Source organism: Pseudomonas sp. Leaf15 (assembly GCF_001421425.1).
In the GTDB taxonomy this organism is placed as follows: domain Bacteria; phylum Pseudomonadota; class Gammaproteobacteria; order Pseudomonadales; family Pseudomonadaceae; genus Aquipseudomonas; species Aquipseudomonas salomonii.
The window spans coordinates 24,790-45,699 of record NZ_LMKI01000019.1; the positions used below are offsets into that span (position 1 = coordinate 24,790).

Consider the following 20,910-nt stretch of genomic DNA (forward strand, 5'->3'; position numbering starts at 1 on the left):
GGGAGCTGGCTTGCCTGCGATAGCATCACCTCAGTCCCAAGCCCTACACCGAAAACCGCGCCACCATGGTATTCAGGTCCACCGCCAACCGCGACAACTCCTGGCTCGCCGCACTGGTCTGGTTAGCCCCGGTCGACGTCTGATGCGCCAGATCGCGAATGTTCATCAAATTGCGATCCACCTCCCGCGCCACCGCCGCCTGCTGCTCCGACGCGCTGGCAATCACCAGGTTGCGCTCGTTGATCAAGGTAAAGGCCGACGCAATCTCCTCCAACGCCGTGCCCGCCGACTTGGCAATATCCAGCGTAGAGCGCGCCCGTGTATTGCTTTGCTGCATTGAACTGACAGCCTGATCGGTGCCTTGCTGGATCCCGCTGATCATCAACTCGATTTCCTGGGTCGACTGCTGCGTGCGATGGGCCAAGGCCCGCACCTCATCGGCCACCACCGCAAAGCCACGCCCGGCATCGCCTGCGCGCGCCGCCTCAATCGCGGCATTCAGCGCCAGCAAGTTGGTCTGCTCGGCAATCGAGCGAATCACATCCAGCACCTTGCTGATGCCATAGACCTTCTGCGCCAGGTCCTCGACCTGAGTGGCGTTGGAGGTGACATCATCGGCCAGCGCTTCAATCGACACCACGGTCTGATGCACCTGCGCGCGCCCACGCTGGGCAATGCGATCAGACTCGCGAGACGCCTGGGACGTGGCCACCGCATTGCTCGCCACCTCCTCCACCGCTGCGGTCATCTGGTTGACCGCCGTGGCCGCCTGTTCGATTTCCTGGTTCTGCTGATGCAAGCCACGGGTCGCATCTTCAGTCACACAGCTGAGCTCTTCAGAAGCCGAAGCCAATTGGTTCGAAGACTCGGCAATCCGTCGAATGGTGTCGCGCAGGTTCGCCTGCATGCCCTTGAGCGCCTGCTGCAAGCGCGCGGGCTCATCGTTGCCGGTCACGCTGATCTCACCGGTGAGGTCGCCGCCCGCCACGCCCTGGGCGACCTTCAGCGACTGCGCCAACGGCAGCACGATGCTGCGGGTCAGCCAGACCGCCAGGCCGATGGTGATCAATGCAGTGAGCACTATCATGCCGACCACCCACGTGCGCGATTGCGTGAATACGCTCTGCGCCAGGTTCGCGGCCTGGTTGGCACTGGCCTTGTTCAAGGTCACCAGGTCGTGCAAGGTCGCGGCCAACTCATCGGCCAGTTGATTCATCTCACCGTTGACGATCCTGATCGCGTCTTCCAGCTGATTGGCCCTGGAAAACCCCATCACCTGCTCCTGGCGTTGCAGGTATTGCTGCTCCTGGGCCTTGAAGCGATCAAACAGCGCACGCTCTTCGGGCAGTACGATCAGCCCTTCGTAGAGCGTCTGCGCCCGGTGCAGGCCGTTTTTCAGGTCAGTGAGTTTCTGCTCGTTCTGCGCCAGCGCCTGCGGGTCACGGTTGACCAGCAACCGCAGAGTGAGCGCACGCACCCGCAGCAGGTCCTGGGCCATCTCCCCCACCGCCATCACGCTGGGCAACCAATTGTTCTCTACCTGATCGGACTGTTGGCGCATATTGGCCATTTGCAGCAGGGCGAAACCGCCCAGAGCAAACACCATCAATGCCAGCACGCCAAAGCCCAAACCGGCGCGCGGGGCGATATTCAAACTACGGATACTCATGCCTGGATTCCTTCCGAATGCGCTGCATCCACCTGCAGCAGGTCTCCTGAAAGGTATCGGCCCGTTGTCCCGTTTGCGTAAGACGAAAACGCGATATCAACGCCCATTGCAATCGCGCGAGCTGCCATTGCAAAAAACGCGGAACACTGAAGTGCCAGCATGCTCTATAACTGCATGACCTTTTTCTGCCCTCGTGAGGTTTGCCATGCCTGTTACCGTCAATACCCTGAACCACGATAACTTTCGCCACAGCGTGAACATCAACAACCACGAACTGTTCACCGACCTGCCCAAAAGCCTGGGCGGTGACGACTCGGCGCCCTCGCCCCACGACTATTTCGACGCCGCCCTGGCCTCGTGCAAGGCGCTGACCGTGAAGCTCTACGCTCAGAAAAAAGACATCCCGCTCACCGGCGTCACCGTGGAAGTCACCCACGACAGCGCCGAGGAGCAAAAAGGCAAGTACAAGCTCAACGTCAAGCTGACGCTCAAGGGCGTACTCAGCGATGAGCAGCGCGATGAGCTGCATCGCGTCGCCGATAAGTGCCCGGCACACAAGCTGATGACCACCGCCGAAGTCACCATCGAGACCAAACTGTCCGAAGGTGCCTTCAGCCAGTAGCGCCAACCTCCCGTCGAGCGGGTTATGCTCAGTAGCACCTAACCCGCTTAGACAGGGACGCCCAATGACCACCCTCACCGTGATCCGCCCGCGCGCCGAAGACGTCGAAGGCCAGCCGATCCTGCGCCCGCTGCCGTCACGCGAATGCCGCAGCGTCGGGCCTTTTGTGTTTTTCGACCATATGTTGCCGACCCGCTATGCGCCCGGCACTGGCATGAATATCCGCCAGCACCCGCATATTGGGCTGTCCACCCTCACCTATCTGTTCGAAGGCGCCTTGCAGCACAAGGACAGCCTAGGCTCGGACCAGGTAGTGCAAGCCGGTGACGTGAGTTGGATGACCGCCGGCAGCGCGATTGCCCACGTCGAACGCACGCCCGATGCCATCAAGGCCAGCGGCTTCAGCCTGCATGGCCTGCAAGTGTGGCTGGCCTCGCCCAAAGACCACGAAACCGGTCCTGGCCACTACAGCCATCACCCGGCGGCGAGCCTGCCGGTGAGCGACAACCTGGGCGTGCAGATTCGCCTGATCGCAGGCTCGGGCTTCTGCCTTAAATCGCCGGTGCCGGTGCTGTCACCCACGCTGTATGCCGAAGTGCAGATGCAGACGGCCACCACCTTGCTGATCCCGGATGAGCATGAAGAACGGGCGGTGTATGTGCTGGACGGCGATGCGCAGTTGGACGGTGACGCAGTCGAGGCGCATAGCCTGGTGGTGTTGCCGAGCGGGCAGGCAATGACCTTGTTTGCTGAAAGCGATTGCCACGTGGTGGTGTTCGGCGGCGCGCCGCTGGATGGGCCACGGCGGATCAACTGGAATTTTGTCGCGAGCGATCCGGCGGTGATTGAACAGGCCAGACAGCGTTGGGCGGCCGGGGATTGGCCGACGGTGCCGGGTGAGTCTGAAAGGATTGAGTTGCCGGTGAGATGATCGTTCCCACGCGCGTGGGAATGCAGCCCGTGACGCTCCGCGTCACCAAGAGCGGACGCTGAGCGTCCAGCGAGGCGTTCCCACGCAGAGCGTGGGAACGATCAATGGGGCTATTTGAACACTTCATCCAGCAAGTTATGCATCGACTGGAACGCCCGCTTGGCCGTCTTTGCGTCGTACATCATCTTGCCCGGCACATTGGCGTGCGGGTCAGTAAAGGAATGCACCGCGCCGCCGTAGCTCAGTAACTGCCAATCCACACCGGCGGCGTTCATTTCCGCCTCAAACGCCGGCAGTTGCTCTTTTGGCACCAATGGATCGGAAGCGCCGTGCAGCACCAGCACCGAGCCTTTGACGTGCTTCGCACCTGCAGGATTCTGCGTGTCGATCGTACCGTGGAACGACACGGCAGCCTTCAACGGCGCACCGGTACGTGCCAGCTCCAGGGAGCAGAAACCGCCAAAGCAGAAACCGAAGGTGGCCAGCTTCGAGGTATCAACGGCCGCTTCGGTCTGGCTTTGCAGTTGCTCAAAGGCCGCCTGCATGCGCTTGAGCAGCGCCGGGTTATCGTTCTTCAACGGCGTCATCGCAGCGCCGGCTTCATCGCCATTCGTCGGGCGTACGGTTTGCCCGTACAGGTCGGCGATCAGCACCACGTAGCCTTGGCTGGCCACGCTTTTAGCGATTTCCTCGGCACCCGCACTCACACCCATCCAGTTCGGCGCCATCAGCAGGCCCGGCAACGGGCCGTTGTGGCTGGCGTCGAACGCCAGGCGGCTTTCATAAGACTGGCCATCAATCTGATAGACCACGGAACGTACAGTGACTTGGCTCATCATTTACTCCAGTTAAGGTGCGTTAGAACGAAAAAACCCGCCGAAGCGGGTTTTTCTACAACGGTGTTAAACCGACAGTTCAACCAACAGCTTGTTCAGGCGGCGCACATACGCGGCCGGATCTTTAAGGCTGTCACCGGCGGCCAGGGCTGCCTGGTCGAAGAGGATGTGCGACAGGTCGCCAAAACGCTCTTCACTCTGCTCGCCATCGAGTTTCTCGATCAGCGGGTGAGCTGGGTTGAATTCGAAGATCGGCTTGGAATCCGGCACTTTCTGACCGCTGGCTTCAAGGATCTGGCGCATCTGCATGCCAAGGTCCTGCTCGCCGATGGCCAGAATCGCCGGGGAATCGGTCAGACGGTGGGAAACCCGCACTTCGCTGACGGCATCGCCCAAGGCAGTCTTGATCCGCTCGACCAGGCCTTCTTTAGCCTTGGCGACTTCTTCGGCTTCCTTCTTCTCTTCTTCGGAGTCCAGGTTACCCAAGTCCAGGTCACCACGGGCCACGTCGACGAAGGTCTTGCCGTCAAACTCGCTGAGGTAGCTCATCAGCCACTCGTCGATACGGTCGGTCAACAGCAGCACTTCGATGCCTTTCTTGCGGAAGACTTCCAGGTGCGGGCTGTTCTTGACCTGGGCGTAGGTTTCGCCGGTCAGGTAGTAGATCTTGTCCTGACCTTCCTTGGCGCGTGCCAGGTACTCGGCCAGCGACACAACCTGCTCGCCGTCGTCAGCCTGAGTCGAGGCAAAACGCAGCAGGCCGGCAATTTTTTCCTTGTTGGCGAAATCTTCCGCCGGGCCTTCTTTCATGACCTGGCCGAAGTTTTTCCAGAAGCCCTTGTATTGCTCAGGCTCGTTCTTCGCCAGTTTTTCCAGCATGTCGAGCACGCGCTTGGTCAGCGCCGACTTCATGGAGTCGATGATCGGGTCTTTCTGCAGGATTTCCCGCGACACGTTCAGCGACAGGTCGTTGGAGTCGACCACACCCTTGATAAAGCGCAGGTACAGCGGCAGGAAGGATTCTGCCTGGTCCATCACGAACACGCGCTGCACGTACAGCTTCAGGCCTTTCGGCGCTTCACGCTGGTACAGGTCGAACGGAGCGCGGGCCGGTACGTAGAGCAGCGAGCTGTATTCCAGCTTGCCTTCGACCTTGTTGTGGCTCCAGCTCAGCGGGTTCTCGTAGTCGTGAGCGATGTGCTTGTAGAACTCCTGGTATTCCTCGTCTTTGACTTCGGTACGAGGGCGGGTCCACAAGGCGCTGGCACGGTTGACCACTTCCCATTCCTGGGCAGGTTTTTCTTCGCCCTCGACAGCCGCTTGTTCTTTCGGCAGTTCGATCGGCAAAGCGATGTGGTCGGAATATTTCTTGATGATATTGCGCAGGCGGTAGCCGTCGGCGAACTCATCTTCAGCCGCTTTGAGGTGCAGCACGATACGCGTACCGCGGTCAGCCTTGTCGACAGTGGCGATTTCGAACTCGCCCTCACCTTTGGAGGCCCAGTGCACGCCTTCGCTGGCGTCAAGGCCGGCGCGGCGGCTGAATACTTCAACCTTGTCGGCGACGATGAAGGCCGAGTAGAAGCCCACGCCGAACTGGCCGATCAGGTGCGAATCTTTCTTCTGGTCGCCCGACAGGTTCTTCATGAAGTCTGCGGTGCCGGATTTGGCGATGGTACCCAGATGGGTAATCGCGTCTTCGCGGCTCATGCCGATGCCGTTGTCTTCGAGGGTGACGGTCTTGGCGTCCTTGTCGAAGCTCACACGGATTTTCAGTTCGGCGCCACCTTCCAGCAACTCAGGCTTGGAGAGGGCTTCGAAACGTAATTTGTCGACAGCGTCAGAGGCGTTCGAGATCAATTCGCGAAGGAAGATTTCCTTGTTGGAATACAGCGAATGGATCATGAGGTGCAGCAGTTGCTTCACCTCGGTCTGGAAGCCCAGGGTTTCCTTTTGAGTTTCCACACTCATGGTCATCAAACTCCAATTGGATGGCAGTGGCCGCGCCCGAAAGGGTTAGCGGCGGGTTGTCATCAAAGTTGGGGGCTAAGACCAGGATTTCAAGGGCGCACCCATTCCTCAATTTTGAAATGGGCGCGGGCGGTGGCAATCGGCTCGGCGGCGGTGCTTTGCCAGGCGGTGACCGCCACATTCGCCACCCGCCGGCCTTGGCGCCACACCTGGCATTTGGCGTAGGTGTCGCGAAACTGCCCGGCGCGCAGGTAATCCAGGGAAAAATCGATGATTTTCGGCAAGCCCGGCGCGCCGGTAAATACCAGCAAATGTAACGCCGCCGACAGCTCCATAAAACCTGCGATCACGCCACCGTGCAGCGCCGGTAATATCGGGTTACCAATATTGTCCTTGTTGGCCGGCAGGCGAAACAGCAGTTCATCGCCGAGCCTTGAGCATTCAATACCGATCAGCTTCGCGTAAGGCACCAGGTTGAGCAGCGCCTCATAGTCACCGCGCTCATGGGCCTGTTCGAGGCGGGTCTTGAATCGATGTGTCATGCCTGCTCTCCCTTGATGGTGCTACCCAGTCCTTGCGTGCCCTTGAGGCGCTTGCCCATGCGCATGAACGTACCCACCACATGGGCGATGGGCTGTTGCGGGTCATCCTGGTAGGCGAACCCACGGGTGAAGATCACGTCGGTGGTCACCCGGTAGCATTGTGCAAAGCCATACACCGGCTTATGCGGCTCGGCGGGATGCATATAGTCGACACGCAAATCCAGGGTCGGGCACACCTCGAACTCCGGCAGCACGCACAGCGTGGCCATGCCGCAGGCAGTGTCCATTAATGAGGTCAGCGCGCCGCCGTGAATCACGCCGGTTTGAGGGTCGCCGACGATATGCGGGCCGTAAGGCAGGGCCAGCGTCATGCCCTCCTGGCTGGCGGCATGCACGATGATGCCCAGCACCTGGCAATGGCGCAGGGCCGAAACAAAGCGCGTGGCACGCTCTAACAGGGGGCTTTCGGTCATGTGTGCAGACTCTTATTAGTGTGGGTTTACGCAGTATGGGGTTAGGGCTAAAAGTTCCTTGGCGGTGGTGTTTTATATATCTTTGAAACAAAAGGAACTAATGCTGGCCGTCTAAGCTCGAAAGGCCAGTAGATATATCCATAAGGAGAAACACCCCATGCGCAAGACTTTAGCTATTTCCATGATGTTGGCCGCTGCCCTCGGTCTCGCTGCCTGCGATAAGAAATCCGAAGACAAAGCCCAAGATGCTCAATCGCATGCTGAGCAAGCTCAGAAAGACATGGCCAAAGCACAGGATAAAGTGAACGACGCTGCAAAAGAAAACGCCGATGCTGCCAAAGCTCAGGCTGATGCGAACGCTGAAAAAGCGAAAGAAGACGGCACCGCTACTCCAACAGCACCTGCCAAGCCTTAATAGCCTGGTCTTTGCTGCAAAAAGAAAGCCCGCTTATAGAGCGGGCTTTTCTTTGTCTGCGTTTTTATAAAACCGCGTTAACACCGGTGCTTCTCGTTAAGACACGGCGTCTTTAGCCGGCTCCGCCACTGGCATATCGGTCGGCGTGTACACCATCACCTGCAGTACGTCGGAATGAAACTCGCGGCGATACAGTACCAGCACCACCCCGCTGCTCATCAGCATGAACAACCAGGGGCTGACAAACCAGGCCAGCATGGTCATGCCGAAGTAATACGAACGCAGGCCAAAGTTGAACTGGTTGGCCGCCATCGAAATCACCCGCGCCGCCCGCAGGGCAAATGCTTTGCGCTCCTGCTCCGACACATGCCGCTCACCGATCATCGGCGCCGACCCCACCAGCACGGCGGCAAAGTTGTATTGGCGCATGCACCAACTGAACGTGAAGAACGCGTAGACGAACACCAGCGCCAGGCACAGCAGTTTGATTTCCGACATGCCCTGGGACGCCTGCTGCACCATGGGAATGTCCGCCAGTAACGATACCGCGCGCTCGGATGCGCCCAGCACCGTGAGAATACCCGCGAGGATAATCAACGTACTGGACGCAAAGAAAGAGGCGTTGCGCTCCAGGTTGCCGATCACGCTGGCGTCGGCAATACGGTTATCCCGCAGCAGCATGCGGCGCATCCAGTCTTCGCGATACAGATGCAGCACGCTGGCCAGGCAGGCGGTGTCACGGGCTTTCCAGCTGGCATAACGGGTGTAACCGCCCCAGCACAGGGCGAACCAGAAGGCGGCCAGCAGGTGGATTTGGTTGGTTTCGATGAACGACATGCGCGGGCCTTGTATGCGATGGATGAAGACGAACACGGTCCAAAATGTGGGAGCTGGCTTGCCTGCGATGGCGTCCATTCAGTCAACACTGCACTGACCGACACACTGCTATCGCAGGCAAGCCAGCTCCCACATTGACCAAGGTCCAACTTTAGAAGGTTGTGCTCTTGCAGGCATAAAAAATGCCCCGTATCGATTGATACGGGGCATTTCCGTGATGCGTGCGGTGCAGGTCAGGCGATCGCTTCGCTACGCTTGCCGAGCATACGGTCAACCACTACCGCCACGCCGAGCGTCATCACCGACGGCACCAGCCATGCCAGGCCTTGCTCACTCAGCGGCAGGTGCGCCAACTGTGCCGGCATCCAATCGGCCAAGCCAGCGCCTTTAAGCGCATCGATGCAACCAAAGATGAACGACACCAGCATCACTGGGCCAACAATACGGCCCTGCTCCTGCCAGAAGTCTTTGCAGAAACTCAGGGCCACCAGCACGATGCACGGCGGGTAGATCGCGGTGAGTACCGGGATCGAGAAGGCAATCAGCTTGGTCAGGCCCAGGTTGGACACGAACAGCGAGAACAGCGCCAGGATCACCACCAGCGTCTTGTAGGACAGTGGCAGGACCTTGCTGAAGTACTCGGCGCAGGCACAGGTCAGGCCTACGGCAGTGACCAGGCACGCCAGGGAGATCAGCACCGCAAGGAAGCCGCTGCCCAGGGAGCCGAACGTGTGTTGCACGTAGGCGTGCAGCACTGCAGCGCCATTGCTGGCGCCGGCCGCCACGGCATGGCTGCCCGAACCCAGGCGGAACAGGCTGATGTACACCAGCGCCAGGCCCACGCCGGCAATCAGCCCGGCGATGATCGCGTAACGGGTAATCAGCTTGGGCGACTCAACACCACGGGAACGAATGGCGTTGACAATAACGATGCCGAATACCAGCGCGCCGAGGGTGTCCATGGTCAGGTAACCATTGATGAACCCCTGGGAGAACGGTGCAGCGACGTATTCCGGGGTGGCGACACCCACATCACCGGCCGGCAAGGCAAACGCAGCGATGCCCAGCACGGCCAGGGCGATGATCTTCAACGGTGCAAGGAAACGCCCTACGGTGTCCAGCAGACGCCCTGGGTACAGGGAAATGAAGAACACCAGCAGGAAGTACACCGAGCTGTAGAGGAACAGCGCCAGCGGGCTTTCGCCGGTCAGCGGCGCCAGGCCCACTTCAAACGAAACGGTCGCGGTACGCGGAGTGGCGAACAGCGGGCCTACCGCCAGGTACGCCGCCGCCGCCAGCAGGCCACCAGCGATCTTGCCGATCGGGCTGCTCAACGCGTCCATGCCGCCGCCCACTTTGGCCAGGGCAATCACGGTAACCACCGGCAAACCGACCGCGGTGATCAGGAAGCCCAACGCTGCCATCCAGACGTGCGGCCCGGACTGCAAACCAACGATAGGCGGGAAGATGATGTTGCCGGCGCCCACGAACAGGGCAAACGTCATAAAGCCTAACGCCAGGATGTCCTGGCTTTTCAACACTTTCATTTCAGGAAATACCACACTACTGAATCGGAATTTAGAGAGGGATTCCCTGTGGATGAGGGAACTGCTGCCAGCCCTGATGGGGACCGACCGGTCTAGCGCGCGGCTTCCTTTTGGGAGGCGGACGCATAAAGAGGCGGCTAGAGTACAGAATTAAGCCGACAAACGCACTGTTGCGGGGCGGACTGTCCGATAAGCGACATTCAAATGTCGCGTTTTCATACTTAATCTGGCAATACATTCCACTGCGGGAGCTGGCTTGCCTGCGATAGCGATCTGTCTGTGCCAAATGTGTTGGCTGACACACTGCAATCGCAGGCAAGCCAGCTCCCACATTTGACCGAGTAAATCTGCAAAAAAATGGGCAAATCCAGAATGCACAAAGGCCACCCGAAGGTGGCCTTTGTGTGGTGAAGCGTCAGCTAAGCGCGAGGCTTACTTGACAGCCCAACCGGTCAGCTCGGACAAAGCCTTGCCGATGTCTGCCAGCGAACGCACGGTTTTAACGCCTGCGTCTTCAAGGGCAGCAAACTTCTCGTCTGCAGTGCCCTTGCCGCCAGAGATGATTGCGCCAGCATGGCCCATGCGCTTGCCCGCAGGGGCAGTCACACCAGCGATGTAGGAAACAACCGGCTTGGTCACGTTAGCCTTGATGTAGGCAGCCGCTTCTTCTTCAGCCGAACCGCCGATCTCACCGATCATTACGATCGCTTCGGTCTTCGGGTCTTCCTGGAACAGCTTCAGGATGTCGATGAAGTTGGAGCCTGGGATCGGGTCGCCGCCGATGCCGACGCAAGTCGATTGACCGAAACCGGCGTCAGTCGTCTGCTTCACAGCTTCGTAGGTCAGGGTGCCGGAACGCGAAACGATACCGACTTTGCCTGGCAAGTGAATGTGACCTGGCATGATGCCGATCTTGCATTCGCCTGGGGTGATCACGCCTGGGCAGTTAGGGCCGATCAGGACTACGCCCAGCTCGTCGCACTTAACTTTAGCGTCCAGCATGTCCAGGGTAGGAATGCCTTCGGTGATGCAAACGATCAGCTTGATGCCGCCGAATGCCGCTTCCAGGATCGAGTCCTTGCAGAAAGGAGCTGGAACGTAGATCACACTGGCGGTGGCGCCAGTGGCAGCTACAGCATCTTTCACGGTGTTGAACACTGGCAGGCCCAGGTGCTCGGTGCCGCCTTTGCCCGGCGTTACGCCGCCAACCATCTTGGTGCCGTATTCGATGGCTTGCTGGGTGTGGAAACTACCTTGCGAACCGGTAATACCCTGGCAGATAACTTTGGTGTCTTTATTGATCAGGACGCTCATTATTTGCCCTCCGCAGCTTTGACAACTTGTTGAGCAGCGTCGGTCAGGCTGGTAGCCGCGATGATATTCAAACCGCTTTCTGCCAGTACTTTAGCGCCCAGTTCAGCGTTGTTACCTTCAAGGCGAACAACAACCGGGATTTTAACGCCGACTTCTTTCACTGCACCGATGATGCCTTCGGCAATCATGTCGCAACGAACGATGCCGCCGAAGATGTTGACCAATACTGCTGCGACGTTGGAGTCGGACAGGATGATCTTGAACGCTTCGGTCACACGTTCTTTGGTAGCACCGCCACCTACGTCGAGGAAGTTGGCTGGTTTGCCGCCATGCAGGTTGACGATGTCCATGGTACCCATGGCCAGGCCAGCACCGTTGACCATGCAACCGATGTTACCTTCCAGGGCTACGTAGTTCAGTTCGAACTTGGCAGCGTGCGCTTCGCGCGGATCGTCTTGCGACGGATCGTGGAAAGTCTTCAGCTTAGGCTGACGGTACATGGCGTTGGCGTCGATGTTGATCTTGGCGTCGAGGCAGTGCAGATCGCCGTCAGCCTTGATCACCAGCGGGTTCACTTCCAGCAGGGCCAGATCGTGATCCTGGAACAGTTTGGCCAGACCTACGAAGATCTTGGCGAACTGGGCAACTTGCTTGCCTTCCAGGCCCAGCTGGAAAGCCAGCTCGCGACCCTGGAATGGCTGAGCGCCAACCAGTGGATCGATAGTGGCTTTCAGAATTTTTTCTGGGGTTTCTTCGGCGATCTTCTCAATGTCCACGCCACCTTCGGTGGAGGCCATGAACACGATGCGACGGCTCGAACGGTCAACGACAGCGCCCAGGTACAGCTCTTTAGCGATATCAGTGCACGATTCAACCAGGATCTTGGTGACTGGCTGGCCATTGGCATCAGTCTGGTAAGTCACCAGACGCTTGCCCAGCCACTGCTGTGCGAAGGCCTTGGCGTCTTCTTTGCTGCGAACCAGCTTAACGCCGCCCGCTTTACCGCGACCACCAGCGTGGACCTGGGCTTTGACAACCCATTCGGTACCACCGATTTTGTCGCAAGCTTCTGCTGCTGCTTCCGGGGTGTCTACTGCGTAACCCTTGGATACTGGCAGGCCGTATTCAGCGAACAGCTGCTTACCCTGATACTCGTGAAGATTCATGCTTTTTACCGTCTTCGTTAGGTACTGCGCATTCGGCGCTGCGCTCATTATGAGTGCCGCGCCACCTGTGACTGCTGCTTGCACAACTTGCTGGGCTTAACACCCGTAAAGCTGTGCAAGGCTGCGTCCAGCGGATATTCCGCGGTGAGTCTTGCGCGCAAGGCTCACGACGGGCAACTCCGCCGTGGTTTCTTATTATCTCGCTTAGCGCTTCTTGCGGTTGGCGATGTGGATGGCGCCGCCATTCACAGCCAACGCTGCTTCGTGCAACGCTTCGGACAGGGTCGGATGGGAGAAGACCATCATGCCCAGGTCTTCGGCACTGGTGCCGAATTCCATGCCGATCGCGCCTTGCTGAACCAGTTCTGCAGCGCTCGGGCCAATCACGTGGACGCCCAATACGCGGTCAGTCTTGGCATCAGCGATGACTTTGACAAAACCACCGGTGTCGTTAGCTGCCATGGCACGGCCAGAAGCGGCAAACGGGAAGGTGCCGACGTTAACTTCAACGCCTTCAGCTTTCAACTGCTGTTCGTTTTTACCGACCCATGCAATTTCCGGGTGGGTGTAGATAACCGATGGGATCAGGTCGTAGTTCATCTGGGTTTTGTGGCCCTTGATGCGCTCGACAACCATGATGCCTTCTTCGGAAGCCTTGTGCGCCAGCATCATGCCGCGCACCACGTCGCCGATGGCGTACACGCCTGGCACGGTGGTAGCGCAGTGATCGTCAACGTGGATGAAACCACGCTCGTCGATGTTCACGCCGCTGTCGGAAGCCAGCAGGTCGGTGGTCACTGGACGGCGACCCACCGCTACGATCAGCTTGTCGAAGGTGATGGTCTGCTCGCCTTCTTTGTCGGTGTAGGTCACAACGACTTCTTCGCCGTTGACCTTGGAACCGGTAACACGGGCGCCCAGCTTGATATCCAGACCTTGTTTGGTCAGGGTTTTCAGCGCTTCTTTGGACACGGCGGTGTCGGCAGCCAGCAGGAACGTGTCCAGGGCTTCCAGCACAGTCACTTCAGAACCCAGGCGCGACCATACCGAACCCAGTTCCAGGCCGATTACGCCAGCGCCGATCACGCCCAGACGCTTGGGAACCGATTGGAATTCCAGGGCGCCGGTCGAATCAACGATCACGTTCTGGTCAACTGGAGCAGGCGGAATGTCGATTGGACGCGAACCTGGTGCCAGGATCACGTTTTCGGCTTCGATGACTTCAACCGAGCCGTCCGGCTTGGTGATTTCAACTTTCTTGCCGGCCAGCAGCTTGCCGTGGCCTTGCAGGGAAGTGACGCCGTTGGCCTTGAACAAGGTGGCAACGCCGGAAGTCAGGCCTTTAACGATGTTGGCTTTACGGCCGACCATTGCTGGCACGTCCATGGTCACGCCAGCATGGTTGATGCCGTGGATCGCGAAACCGTCCTGGGCTTCGTGGAATTTCCAGGAGCTGTCCAGCAGCGCCTTGGAAGGAATGCACCCCACGTTCAGGCAAGTACCGCCCAGCGCCAGTTTGCCTTCCTTGTCGGTGTATTTTTCGATGCAAGCAGTCGAGAGGCCCAGTTGTGCGGCCTTGATCGCGGCAACGTAGCCGCCAGGACCGGCACCAATCACTACAACGTCAAATTTCTGTGTCATGAAAATAGATCCTCTATTCAGCGACAAGCTTCAAGCGACAAGCTGCAAGCCAAGCTGCTTTTTCCTACAGCTTGTAGCTCGCAACTTGCAGCTGCGTCTTTAGATGTCCAGCAGCAGACGAGCCGGGTCTTCCAGCAGGTTCTTGATGGTTACCAGGAAAGTCACGGCTTCTTTACCATCGATCAGGCGGTGATCGTACGACAGCGCCAGGTACATCATCGGGCGGATCACGACTTGGCCGTTGATGGCCATCGGACGCTGGATGATGTTGTGCATGCCCAGGATCGCAGCTTGCGGCGGGTTGACGATCGGGGTCGACATCATCGAACCGAAGGTACCACCGTTGGTGATGGTGAAGGTACCGCCGGTCATCTCGTCGATGGTCAGCTTGCCGTCACGGGCTTTCTTGCCGAAGCCGGCGATGCCGCCTTCGATTTCAGCCAGGCTCATCAGCTCGGCGTTACGCAGAACCGGTACTACCAGGCCACGGTCGCTGGACACGGCAACGCCGACGTCTGCATAGCCGTGGTAAACGATGTCGCTGCCGTCGATGGAAGCGTTGACTGCCGGGAAGCGTTTCAGCGCTTCGGTGGCCGCTTTCACGAAGAACGACATGAAGCCCAGGCGCACGCCATTGTGGGACTTCTCGAACAGATCCTTGTACTTCGAACGCAGGGCCATGACTTCGGTCATGTCGACTTCGTTGAAGGTGGTCAGCATCGCCATGTTCGACTGTGCTTCAACCAGACGCTTGGCCACGGTGGCACGTACACGAGTCATCGGTACGCGCTTCTCGGTGCGGTCGCCAGCAGCGAACACAGGCGCAGCGGCAGCAGGTGCTGCAGCCTTGGCCGGTGCGGCAGCCGGAGCGTTTTTCTTGGCTTCAACAGCCGCAACCACGTCTTCCTTGGTGACGCGGCCGTCTTTGCCGGTGCCCTTGAGGGACGCCAGGTTGATGCCGTTTTCTTCAGCCAGCTGACGCGCAGCCGGTGCAGCGATCGGGTCTTCACCACCTGCAGCCGGAGCGGCAGCGGCAGGTGCGGCAGCAGGAGCAGCGGCGGCCGGAGCAGGCGCAGCAGCGCCGCCCGCTTCGATCGAGCCCAGGATCTGGTTCGACAGGACGGTAGCGCCCTCTTCAGCCACGATCGCGCCCAGCACGCCGTCAGCTTCGGCCAACACTTCCAGAACGACTTTGTCGGTCTCGATGTCGACGATCAGGTCGTCACGCTTTACAGCGTCGCCTGGTTTCTTGTGCCAGGTGGCAACGGTGCCATCGGCAACCGATTCCGGGAATGACGGGGCTTTGATTTCGATAGCCATTATCTGTGGGTCCTTAAAATTCGGTTTCAGTCAGCGCGAAGGCGTTAAACAGTGAAAGCATCTTGCAGGAGTTTTTCCTGCTGCTCGGCGTGCATCGACGCATAACCACACGCAGGTGCAGCAGAAGCATCACGACCGGCGTACTCCAGGCCCAGGCCTATTTTGTGGTTACCGATGCTGCGACGCAAATGATGCTGGCTGCTGTACCACGCGCCCTGGTTCATCGGTTCTTCCTGGCACCACACGGCATTCGTGAGGTTGGTGTAAGGCGCGATGGCCTCCATCAGGTCGTCTTCCGGGAACGGGTAAAGCTGCTCGATACGCACGATGGCGATGTCTTCGCGGCCTTCGGCACGGCGTTTTTCCAGCAAGTCGTAGTAAACCTTGCCGCTGCACAGGACCAGGCGAGTGACCTTGGCAGCGTCCAGGGTGTCGATTTCCGGAATCACGGTCTGGAACGAACCGTCGGCCAGATCTTCCAGGGTCGAGATGGCCAATTTGTGACGCAACAGCGATTTTGGGGTCAGCACTACCAGCGGCTTGCGCAGCGGGCGGATCACCTGGCGACGCAGCAAGTGGTAGATCTGGGCCGGCGTAGTCGGCACGCACACCTGAATGTTGTGCTCGGCGCACAGCTGCAGGTAACGCTCCAGACGGGCCGAGGAGTGCTCCGGACCCTGACCTTCATAACCGTGTGGCAGCAGCATGGTCAGGCCGCACAGACGGCCCCACTTGTGCTCACCGCTGGTGATGAACTGGTCGATAACCACCTGGGCACCGTTGGCGAAGTCGCCGAACTGGGCTTCCCAGATCACCAGCGCGTTTGGCGTGGTGGTGGAGTAGCCGTATTCGAACGCCAGTACGGCTTCTTCGGACAGGAACGAATCGTACAGGTCGAAACGTGGCTGGCCTTCGTACAGGTGTTGCAGCGGTACGTAGGTGGTCGCGTCTTTCTGGTTGTGCAATACCGCGTGACGGTGCGAGAACGTACCACGGCCGATGTCCTGGCCGGTCATGCGGATCGGGTGACCTTCGAACGCCAGGGTCGCGTACGCCATGGTTTCGGCGTAACCCCAGTTGATCGGCAGGCCGCCGGCTTGCATCTTCTGACGGTCTTCGTAGATCTTCGCAACCTGGCGCTGCACCACGAAACCATCCGGAATTTCCAGCAGCTTGGCGGACAGTTCCTGCAGGGTTTTGAGGTCGAACGAAGTGTCGTGACGCGCCGTCCAGGCGTGGCCCAGGTACGGGCGCCAGTCCACGAACAGTTCTTTGTTCGGCTCTTTAACCAGGCTTTTCACTACATGCAGGCCGTTGTCCAGCGCGTTACGGTATTCATCGACTTTCGCCTGAACACGCGCATCGTCAACCACGCCGGCCGTAATCAGGCTGTCGGCGTACAGTTCACGGGTGGTGCGCTGCTTGGTGATCTGCTGGTACATCAACGGCTGGGTGCCGCTCGGTTCATCCGCTTCGTTGTGACCGCGACGGCGGTAGCAAACCAGGTCGATGACCACGTCACGCTTGAACTGCATGCGGTAGTCGATGGCGAGCTGGGTCACGAACAACACGGCTTCCGGATCATCACCATTCACATGGAGGATCGGCGCCTGGATCATCTTGGCAACGTCGGTCGCGTACTCGGTCGAGCGCGCGTCGAGCGGGTTGCTGATGGTGAAACCGACCTGGTTGTTGATGACGATGTGAACCGTACCGCCGGTCTTGAAGCCGCGCGTCTGCGACATCTGGAACGTTTCCAGGACCACGCCTTGACCGGCGAATGCCGCGTCACCGTGGATGGAAATCGGCAGGACTTTCTCACCGGTAGAATCGTTACGACGATCCTGGCGGGCACGCACCGAACCCTCGACCACTGGAGAAACGATTTCCAGGTGGGACGGGTTGAAGGCCATGGCCAGGTGAACTTCACCGCCGGTGGTCATTACGTTGGACGAGAAGCCCTGGTGGTATTTAACGTCACCGGAACCCAGCTCGACCTTCTTCTTGCCTTCGAACTCGTCGAACAGTTCACGCGGGTTCTTGCCGAAGGTGTTGACCAACACGTTCAGGCGACCACGGTGAGCCATGCCGATCACGATTTCCTTGGTGCCGTAGGAACCGGAACGCTGGATCAGCTCGTCGAGCATTGGAATCAGGCTTTCGCCGCCTTCCAGGCCGAAACGCTTGGTGCCCGGGTATTTGGTACCCAGGTATTTCTCGAGGCCTTCGGCCGCGGTCACGCGCTCCAGCAAGTGGCTGCGCACGTCGGCGGACAATACCGGACGGCCACGCACACCTTCCAGACGGTGCTGGAACCAGTGGCGCTGCTCGGAATCGGTGATGTGCGTGAACTCAGCGCCGATGGTGCGGCAATATGTCTGCTGCAACGCTTCGTGAATTTCGCGTAGGCTCGCTTCCTCTTTGCCGATGAACAGGTCGCCGGCACGGAAGGTCGTATCAAGATCGGCATTGGTCAAGCCGTAATGATTGATCGACAGGTCAGCAGGTGCAGGACGCTTCCAGAGCCCCAGCGGGTCAAGCTGGGCCGCCTGGTGGCCACGCATCCGGTAAGCCTGGATCAGTCGCAATACTTCAACTTGCTTCTTCTCATGCTCGCTGCTCACGCTACCGGCGGAAACCGGTTGGGCGCGGCGCTGGTTCTTTGCCAGCAGCACAAATTGATCGCGAATTGTTGCGTGCGATACATCGGTGGCAGCGTTGCCGTCTGAAGACAACGTCTGAAATTTGGTGCGCCATTCTTCTGGCACAGCGTTAGGGTCGTGCAGGTAGAGCTCATAAAGCTCTTCCACATAGGCAGCGTTACCACCTGAAAGATAGCCGCTGTTCCACATGCGCTGCATCACGCTTTCTTGCATGCTTGGTCACCCTCGATTTGGGGACACCACCGGCGAAAACACCGAGTTTGCTTGCAAAAGGCCAAGTGCAGCGACCAAAACAAGCCACTTAGGATCACGCTGATAGTTCGGGTACCAACCCGAATGCCCCTGCTTGTCTCATTTCTTCAAAATAAGAGCTGCGGCTTTGTAAGTCGCTGCTCAAGTTAAAACTACGGCGCCGGTTGAAGCCTGCGCCGTAGCATTTACGGGCACAACGGTCCTGCCTTGCTACAACGTCGCTTACACGCCGCTTTGCAGCAGCATGTTACGGATGTGACCAATGGCCTTAGTCGGGTTCAGGCCTTTGGGACATACGTTGACGCAGTTCATGATCCCGCGGCAGCGGAAGACGCTGAACGGGTCATCCAGTGAAGCCAGACGCTCGGACGTCTTGGTGTCACGGCTGTCTGCCAGGAAGCGGTACGCTTGCAGCAGGGCAGCTGGACCCAGGAACTTGTCCGGGTTCCACCAGAAGGACGGGCACGAGGTCGAGCAGCAAGCGCACAGGATGCACTCGTACAGACCGTCGAGCTTTTCACGCTCTTCAGGGGACTGCAGACGCTCGATGGCCGGAGCCGGCGTATCGTTCTGCAGGAACGGCTTAACTTTCTCGTATTGCTTGTAGAAGATGCTCATATCGACGACCAGGTCACGGATAACCGGCAAACCTGGCAGTGGACGAACGATCAGCTTGTTACCTTTAACAACAGCGGACAGCGGCGTGATGCACGCCAGGCCGTTCTTGCCGTTGATGTTCATGCCGTCGGAGCCACAAACGCCCTCACGGCAAGAGCGACGATAGGAAAAACCTTCGTCCTGCTCTTTGATCAGTGCCAGTACATCCAGCACCATCAGGTCTTTACCACCGGTATCGACCTGAAATTCCTGCATGAACGGCGCGGCGTCCTGATCAGGGTTGTAGCGGTAAACACTGACTTTCAACATGGCAGCCACCCTTAGTAAGTCCGAATCTTCGGTTCAAACGTCGGCACCGTCTTCGGCGAGAAGTTCACGGCACGTTTGGTTACGCGCTTGTCACCCGGGAAGTACAGGGTGTGGCACAACCAGTTTTCGTCGTCGCGATCTTCAAAGTCTTCACGGGCGTGGGCACCACGGGATTCTTTACGAACCTCGGCGGCGATCGCAGTGGCTTCAGCCACTTCCAGCAGGTTTTGCAGCTCAAGGGCTTCGATACGAGCGGTGTTGAACGCCTGGCTCTTATCGTTGATCTTGACGTTGGCGATGCGCGTGCGCAGGTCGGCCAGCTGGGCAATACCCTTCTGCATGTATTCGCCGGTACGGAATACACCGAAGTAGTTCTGCATGCAGCTTTGCAGCTCGCGACGCAGGGTAGCCACGTCTTCGCCATCAGTACGCTCGTTCAGCGCATTCAGGCGCGCCAGGGCGGCCTCGATGTTGGCGTCGGTGGCGTCATCGTATTCGATGCCGTCGGTCAGGGCTTTTTCCAGGTGCAGGCCGGCAGCGCGACCGAATACCACCAGGTCGAGCAGCGAGTTGCCGCCCAGGCGGTTGGCACCGTGTACTGATACGCAGGCCACTTCGCCTACGGCGAACAGACCGTGGATGATCTCGTCCACGCCTTCGGCGTTCTGGGTGATCGCCTGGCCATGAATGTTGGTCGGCACGCCGCCCATCATGTAGTGGCAAGTCGGAACAACCGGCACCGGAGCAACCACAGGGTCAACGTGCGCAAAGGTCTTGGACAGTTCGCAGATGCCTGGCAGGCGGCTGTGCAACACTTCCTCACCGAGGTGATCGAGTTTGAGCAATACGTGGTCGCCGTTCGGGCCACAGCCGTTGCCGGCGATGATTTCCTTAACCATCGAACGGGCCACAACGTCACGACCGGCAAGGTCTTTGGCGTTCGGAGCATAACGCTCCATGAAACGCTCGCCGTGCTTGTTGATCAGGTAACCACCTTCACCACGGCAACCTTCTGTAACCAGTACACCGGCGCCGGCGATGCCGGTCGGGTGGAACTGCCACATTTCAATGTCTTGTACCGGCACGCCAGCACGCAGAGCCATGCCGACGCCGTCACCGGTGTTGATCAGGGCATTGGTGGTCGACGCGTAGATACGACCTGCACCGCCGGTTGCCAGCACAGTAGCCTTGGCGCGGATGTAGGTGGTTTCACCGGTTTCGATGCAGATGGCGATCACACCGACGAAGGCGCCGTCGGCGTTCTTCACCAGGTCAACCGCGTAGTACTCGTTCAGGAACGTGGTACCGGCTTTCAGGTTGCCCTGATACAGGGTGTGCAACAGCGCGTGACCGGTACGGTCGGAAGCGGCGCACGTACGGGCAGCCTGCCCGCCTTTACCGTAATCCTTCGACTGGCCGCCGAATGGACGCTGGTAGATACGACCTTGCTCGGTACGCGAGAACGGCAGACCCATGTGGTCCAGCTCGAACACGGCGGCCGGGCCTTCCTGACACATGTATTCGATAGCGTCCTGGTCACCGATGTAGTCGGAACCCTTGACGGTATCGTACATGTGCCAGCGCCAGTCATCGTTCGGGTCGGCGGAAGCGATGGCGCAGGTGATGCCACCCTGGGCCGATACGGTGTGGGAACGGGTCGGGAACACCTTGGTGATCACGGCAGTCTTGTGACCGCCCTGGGCCAGCTGCAACGCTGCGCGCATGCCGGCACCGCCGCCACCAATAATGATGGCGTCGAAGGAAATAGTTGGAATGTTAGCCAT

At 59.0% G+C, this 20,910-nt stretch carries 17 protein-coding genes and 1 pseudogene; 3 read left to right on the forward strand and 15 right to left on the reverse strand.

Annotated features, from left to right (window positions below; genetic code table 11):
* Positions 1-43 precede the first annotated feature (43 nt).
* A complete protein-coding gene (locus ASE80_RS31870) occupies positions 44-907 on the reverse strand; it encodes a methyl-accepting chemotaxis protein (RefSeq protein ID WP_371920519.1) in 864 nt (287 codons plus the stop codon).
* Positions 899-1,669, reverse strand: a pseudogene (locus ASE80_RS31875) (MCP four helix bundle domain-containing protein); the annotation flags it as partial. The gene ASE80_RS31870 and the pseudogene ASE80_RS31875, both read right to left, overlap by 9 nt.
* A 205-nt stretch (positions 1,670-1,874) precedes the next feature.
* Here ASE80_RS31875 and ASE80_RS15640 point away from each other — a divergent pair.
* Together ASE80_RS15640 and ASE80_RS15645 are read left to right on the forward strand one after the other, a co-directional pair.
* Entirely contained in the window at positions 1,875-2,291 is a 417-nt protein-coding gene (locus ASE80_RS15640; RefSeq protein ID WP_056859723.1) for an OsmC family protein, read from the forward strand.
* Between the two features lie 64 nt (positions 2,292-2,355).
* On the forward strand, positions 2,356-3,222 hold the full coding sequence (locus tag ASE80_RS15645; protein WP_056859724.1) for a pirin family protein: 867 nt from the start codon (positions 2,356-2,358) through the stop codon (positions 3,220-3,222).
* Between the two features lie 110 nt (positions 3,223-3,332).
* Here the strand turns inward: ASE80_RS15645 and ASE80_RS15650 are convergent, their stop codons facing one another.
* The 4 genes from ASE80_RS15650 to ASE80_RS15665 all read right to left on the reverse strand — a co-directional run bounded on the left by ASE80_RS15650 (position 3,333) and on the right by ASE80_RS15665 (position 7,044).
* Positions 3,333-4,058, reverse strand: coding sequence for a dienelactone hydrolase family protein (locus ASE80_RS15650; RefSeq protein WP_056859725.1), 726 nt, complete (start codon positions 4,056-4,058; stop codon positions 3,333-3,335).
* A 66-nt stretch (positions 4,059-4,124) separates the two neighbouring features.
* Positions 4,125-6,029, reverse strand: a complete 1,905-nt coding sequence (gene htpG, locus ASE80_RS15655; protein WP_056859739.1) for a molecular chaperone HtpG — start codon at positions 6,027-6,029, stop codon at positions 4,125-4,127.
* An 89-nt stretch (positions 6,030-6,118) separates the two neighbouring features.
* On the reverse strand, positions 6,119-6,571 hold the full coding sequence (locus ASE80_RS15660; protein WP_056859726.1) for a PaaI family thioesterase: 453 nt from the start codon (positions 6,569-6,571) through the stop codon (positions 6,119-6,121).
* Entirely contained in the window at positions 6,568-7,044 is a 477-nt protein-coding gene (locus tag ASE80_RS15665; RefSeq protein WP_056859727.1) for a PaaI family thioesterase, read from the reverse strand. The genes ASE80_RS15660 and ASE80_RS15665 overlap by 4 nt, the downstream gene beginning before the upstream one ends.
* Before the next feature lie 157 nt (positions 7,045-7,201).
* Here ASE80_RS15665 and ASE80_RS15670 point away from each other — a divergent pair, with 157 nt between their 5' ends.
* Positions 7,202-7,459 carry a hypothetical protein gene (locus ASE80_RS15670; protein WP_056859728.1) on the forward strand — a complete coding sequence of 86 codons (258 nt, stop codon included), beginning with the start codon at positions 7,202-7,204 and terminating at the stop codon, positions 7,457-7,459.
* 96 nt (positions 7,460-7,555) lie between these two features.
* On the opposite strand, the gene ASE80_RS15675 is transcribed toward ASE80_RS15670, so the two are convergent.
* The 9 genes from ASE80_RS15675 to sdhA all read right to left on the reverse strand — a co-directional run bounded on the left by ASE80_RS15675 (position 7,556) and on the right by sdhA (position 20,910).
* The gene (locus ASE80_RS15675) at positions 7,556-8,296 is read right to left on the reverse strand and encodes a DUF599 domain-containing protein (protein ID WP_056859729.1); all 741 of its coding nucleotides are present in this window, start codon (positions 8,294-8,296) and stop codon (positions 7,556-7,558) included.
* Between the two features lie 233 nt (positions 8,297-8,529).
* Positions 8,530-9,843 carry a branched-chain amino acid transport system II carrier protein gene (gene brnQ, locus ASE80_RS15680; protein WP_056859730.1) on the reverse strand — a complete coding sequence of 438 codons (1,314 nt, stop codon included), beginning with the start codon at positions 9,841-9,843 and terminating at the stop codon, positions 8,530-8,532.
* 432 nt (positions 9,844-10,275) lie between these two features.
* Positions 10,276-11,157 carry a succinate--CoA ligase subunit alpha gene (gene sucD, locus ASE80_RS15685; RefSeq protein WP_056859731.1) on the reverse strand — a complete coding sequence of 294 codons (882 nt, stop codon included), beginning with the start codon at positions 11,155-11,157 and terminating at the stop codon, positions 10,276-10,278.
* Positions 11,157-12,323: an ADP-forming succinate--CoA ligase subunit beta gene (gene sucC, locus ASE80_RS15690; protein ID WP_003210567.1), complete on the reverse strand. Its 1,167-nt coding sequence runs from the start codon at positions 12,321-12,323 to the stop codon at positions 11,157-11,159. Before sucC ends, sucD begins: the two co-directional genes overlap by 1 nt.
* Before the next feature lie 204 nt (positions 12,324-12,527).
* A complete protein-coding gene (gene lpdA, locus ASE80_RS15695; protein WP_056859732.1) occupies positions 12,528-13,964 on the reverse strand; it encodes a dihydrolipoyl dehydrogenase in 1,437 nt (478 codons plus the stop codon).
* A 99-nt stretch (positions 13,965-14,063) separates the two neighbouring features.
* Positions 14,064-15,284, reverse strand: a complete 1,221-nt coding sequence (odhB, locus tag ASE80_RS15700; RefSeq protein ID WP_056859733.1) for a 2-oxoglutarate dehydrogenase complex dihydrolipoyllysine-residue succinyltransferase — start codon at positions 15,282-15,284, stop codon at positions 14,064-14,066.
* A gap of 44 nt (positions 15,285-15,328) precedes the next feature.
* Positions 15,329-18,160 carry a 2-oxoglutarate dehydrogenase E1 component gene (locus ASE80_RS15705; protein ID WP_056859734.1) on the reverse strand — a complete coding sequence of 944 codons (2,832 nt, stop codon included), beginning with the start codon at positions 18,158-18,160 and terminating at the stop codon, positions 15,329-15,331.
* A 261-nt stretch (positions 18,161-18,421) separates the two neighbouring features.
* Positions 18,422-19,126: a succinate dehydrogenase iron-sulfur subunit gene (locus ASE80_RS15710; RefSeq protein ID WP_003172807.1), complete on the reverse strand. Its 705-nt coding sequence runs from the start codon at positions 19,124-19,126 to the stop codon at positions 18,422-18,424.
* 11 nt (positions 19,127-19,137) lie between these two features.
* Complete coding sequence (gene sdhA / locus ASE80_RS15715; protein WP_017134444.1) at positions 19,138-20,910, reverse strand: succinate dehydrogenase flavoprotein subunit; 1,773 nt, start codon at positions 20,908-20,910, stop codon at positions 19,138-19,140.

Excerpts from the sequence above, each read along its gene's own strand:
- odhB (WP_056859733.1), bottom strand. The coding sequence starts at position 15,284 with ATGGCTATCGAAATCAAAGCCCCGTCATTCCCGGAATCGGTTGCCGAT.
- brnQ (WP_056859730.1), bottom strand. The coding sequence starts at position 9,843 with ATGAAAGTGTTGAAAAGCCAGGACATCCTGGCGTTAGGCTTTATGACG.
- ASE80_RS15660 (WP_056859726.1), bottom strand. The coding sequence starts at position 6,571 with ATGACACATCGATTCAAGACCCGCCTCGAACAGGCCCATGAGCGCGGT.
- ASE80_RS15650 (WP_056859725.1), bottom strand. The coding sequence starts at position 4,058 with ATGAGCCAAGTCACTGTACGTTCCGTGGTCTATCAGATTGATGGCCAG.
- sucD (WP_056859731.1), bottom strand. The coding sequence starts at position 11,157 with ATGAGCGTCCTGATCAATAAAGACACCAAAGTTATCTGCCAGGGTATT.
- ASE80_RS15640 (WP_056859723.1), top strand. The coding sequence starts at position 1,875 with ATGCCTGTTACCGTCAATACCCTGAACCACGATAACTTTCGCCACAGC.
- sucC (WP_003210567.1), bottom strand. The coding sequence starts at position 12,323 with ATGAATCTTCACGAGTATCAGGGTAAGCAGCTGTTCGCTGAATACGGC.
- ASE80_RS15670 (WP_056859728.1), top strand. The coding sequence starts at position 7,202 with ATGCGCAAGACTTTAGCTATTTCCATGATGTTGGCCGCTGCCCTCGGT.
- htpG (WP_056859739.1), bottom strand. The coding sequence starts at position 6,029 with ATGAGTGTGGAAACTCAAAAGGAAACCCTGGGCTTCCAGACCGAGGTG.
- sdhA (WP_017134444.1), bottom strand. The coding sequence starts at position 20,910 with ATGGCTAACATTCCAACTATTTCCTTCGACGCCATCATTATTGGTGGC.
- ASE80_RS31870 (WP_371920519.1), bottom strand. The coding sequence starts at position 907 with ATGCAGGCGAACCTGCGCGACACCATTCGACGGATTGCCGAGTCTTCG.
- ASE80_RS15675 (WP_056859729.1), bottom strand. The coding sequence starts at position 8,296 with ATGTCGTTCATCGAAACCAACCAAATCCACCTGCTGGCCGCCTTCTGG.
- lpdA (WP_056859732.1), bottom strand. The coding sequence starts at position 13,964 with ATGACACAGAAATTTGACGTTGTAGTGATTGGTGCCGGTCCTGGCGGC.
- ASE80_RS15705 (WP_056859734.1), bottom strand. The coding sequence starts at position 18,160 with ATGCAAGAAAGCGTGATGCAGCGCATGTGGAACAGCGGCTATCTTTCA.
- ASE80_RS15665 (WP_056859727.1), bottom strand. The coding sequence starts at position 7,044 with ATGACCGAAAGCCCCCTGTTAGAGCGTGCCACGCGCTTTGTTTCGGCC.
- ASE80_RS15645 (WP_056859724.1), top strand. The coding sequence starts at position 2,356 with ATGACCACCCTCACCGTGATCCGCCCGCGCGCCGAAGACGTCGAAGGC.
- ASE80_RS15710 (WP_003172807.1), bottom strand. The coding sequence starts at position 19,126 with ATGTTGAAAGTCAGTGTTTACCGCTACAACCCTGATCAGGACGCCGCG.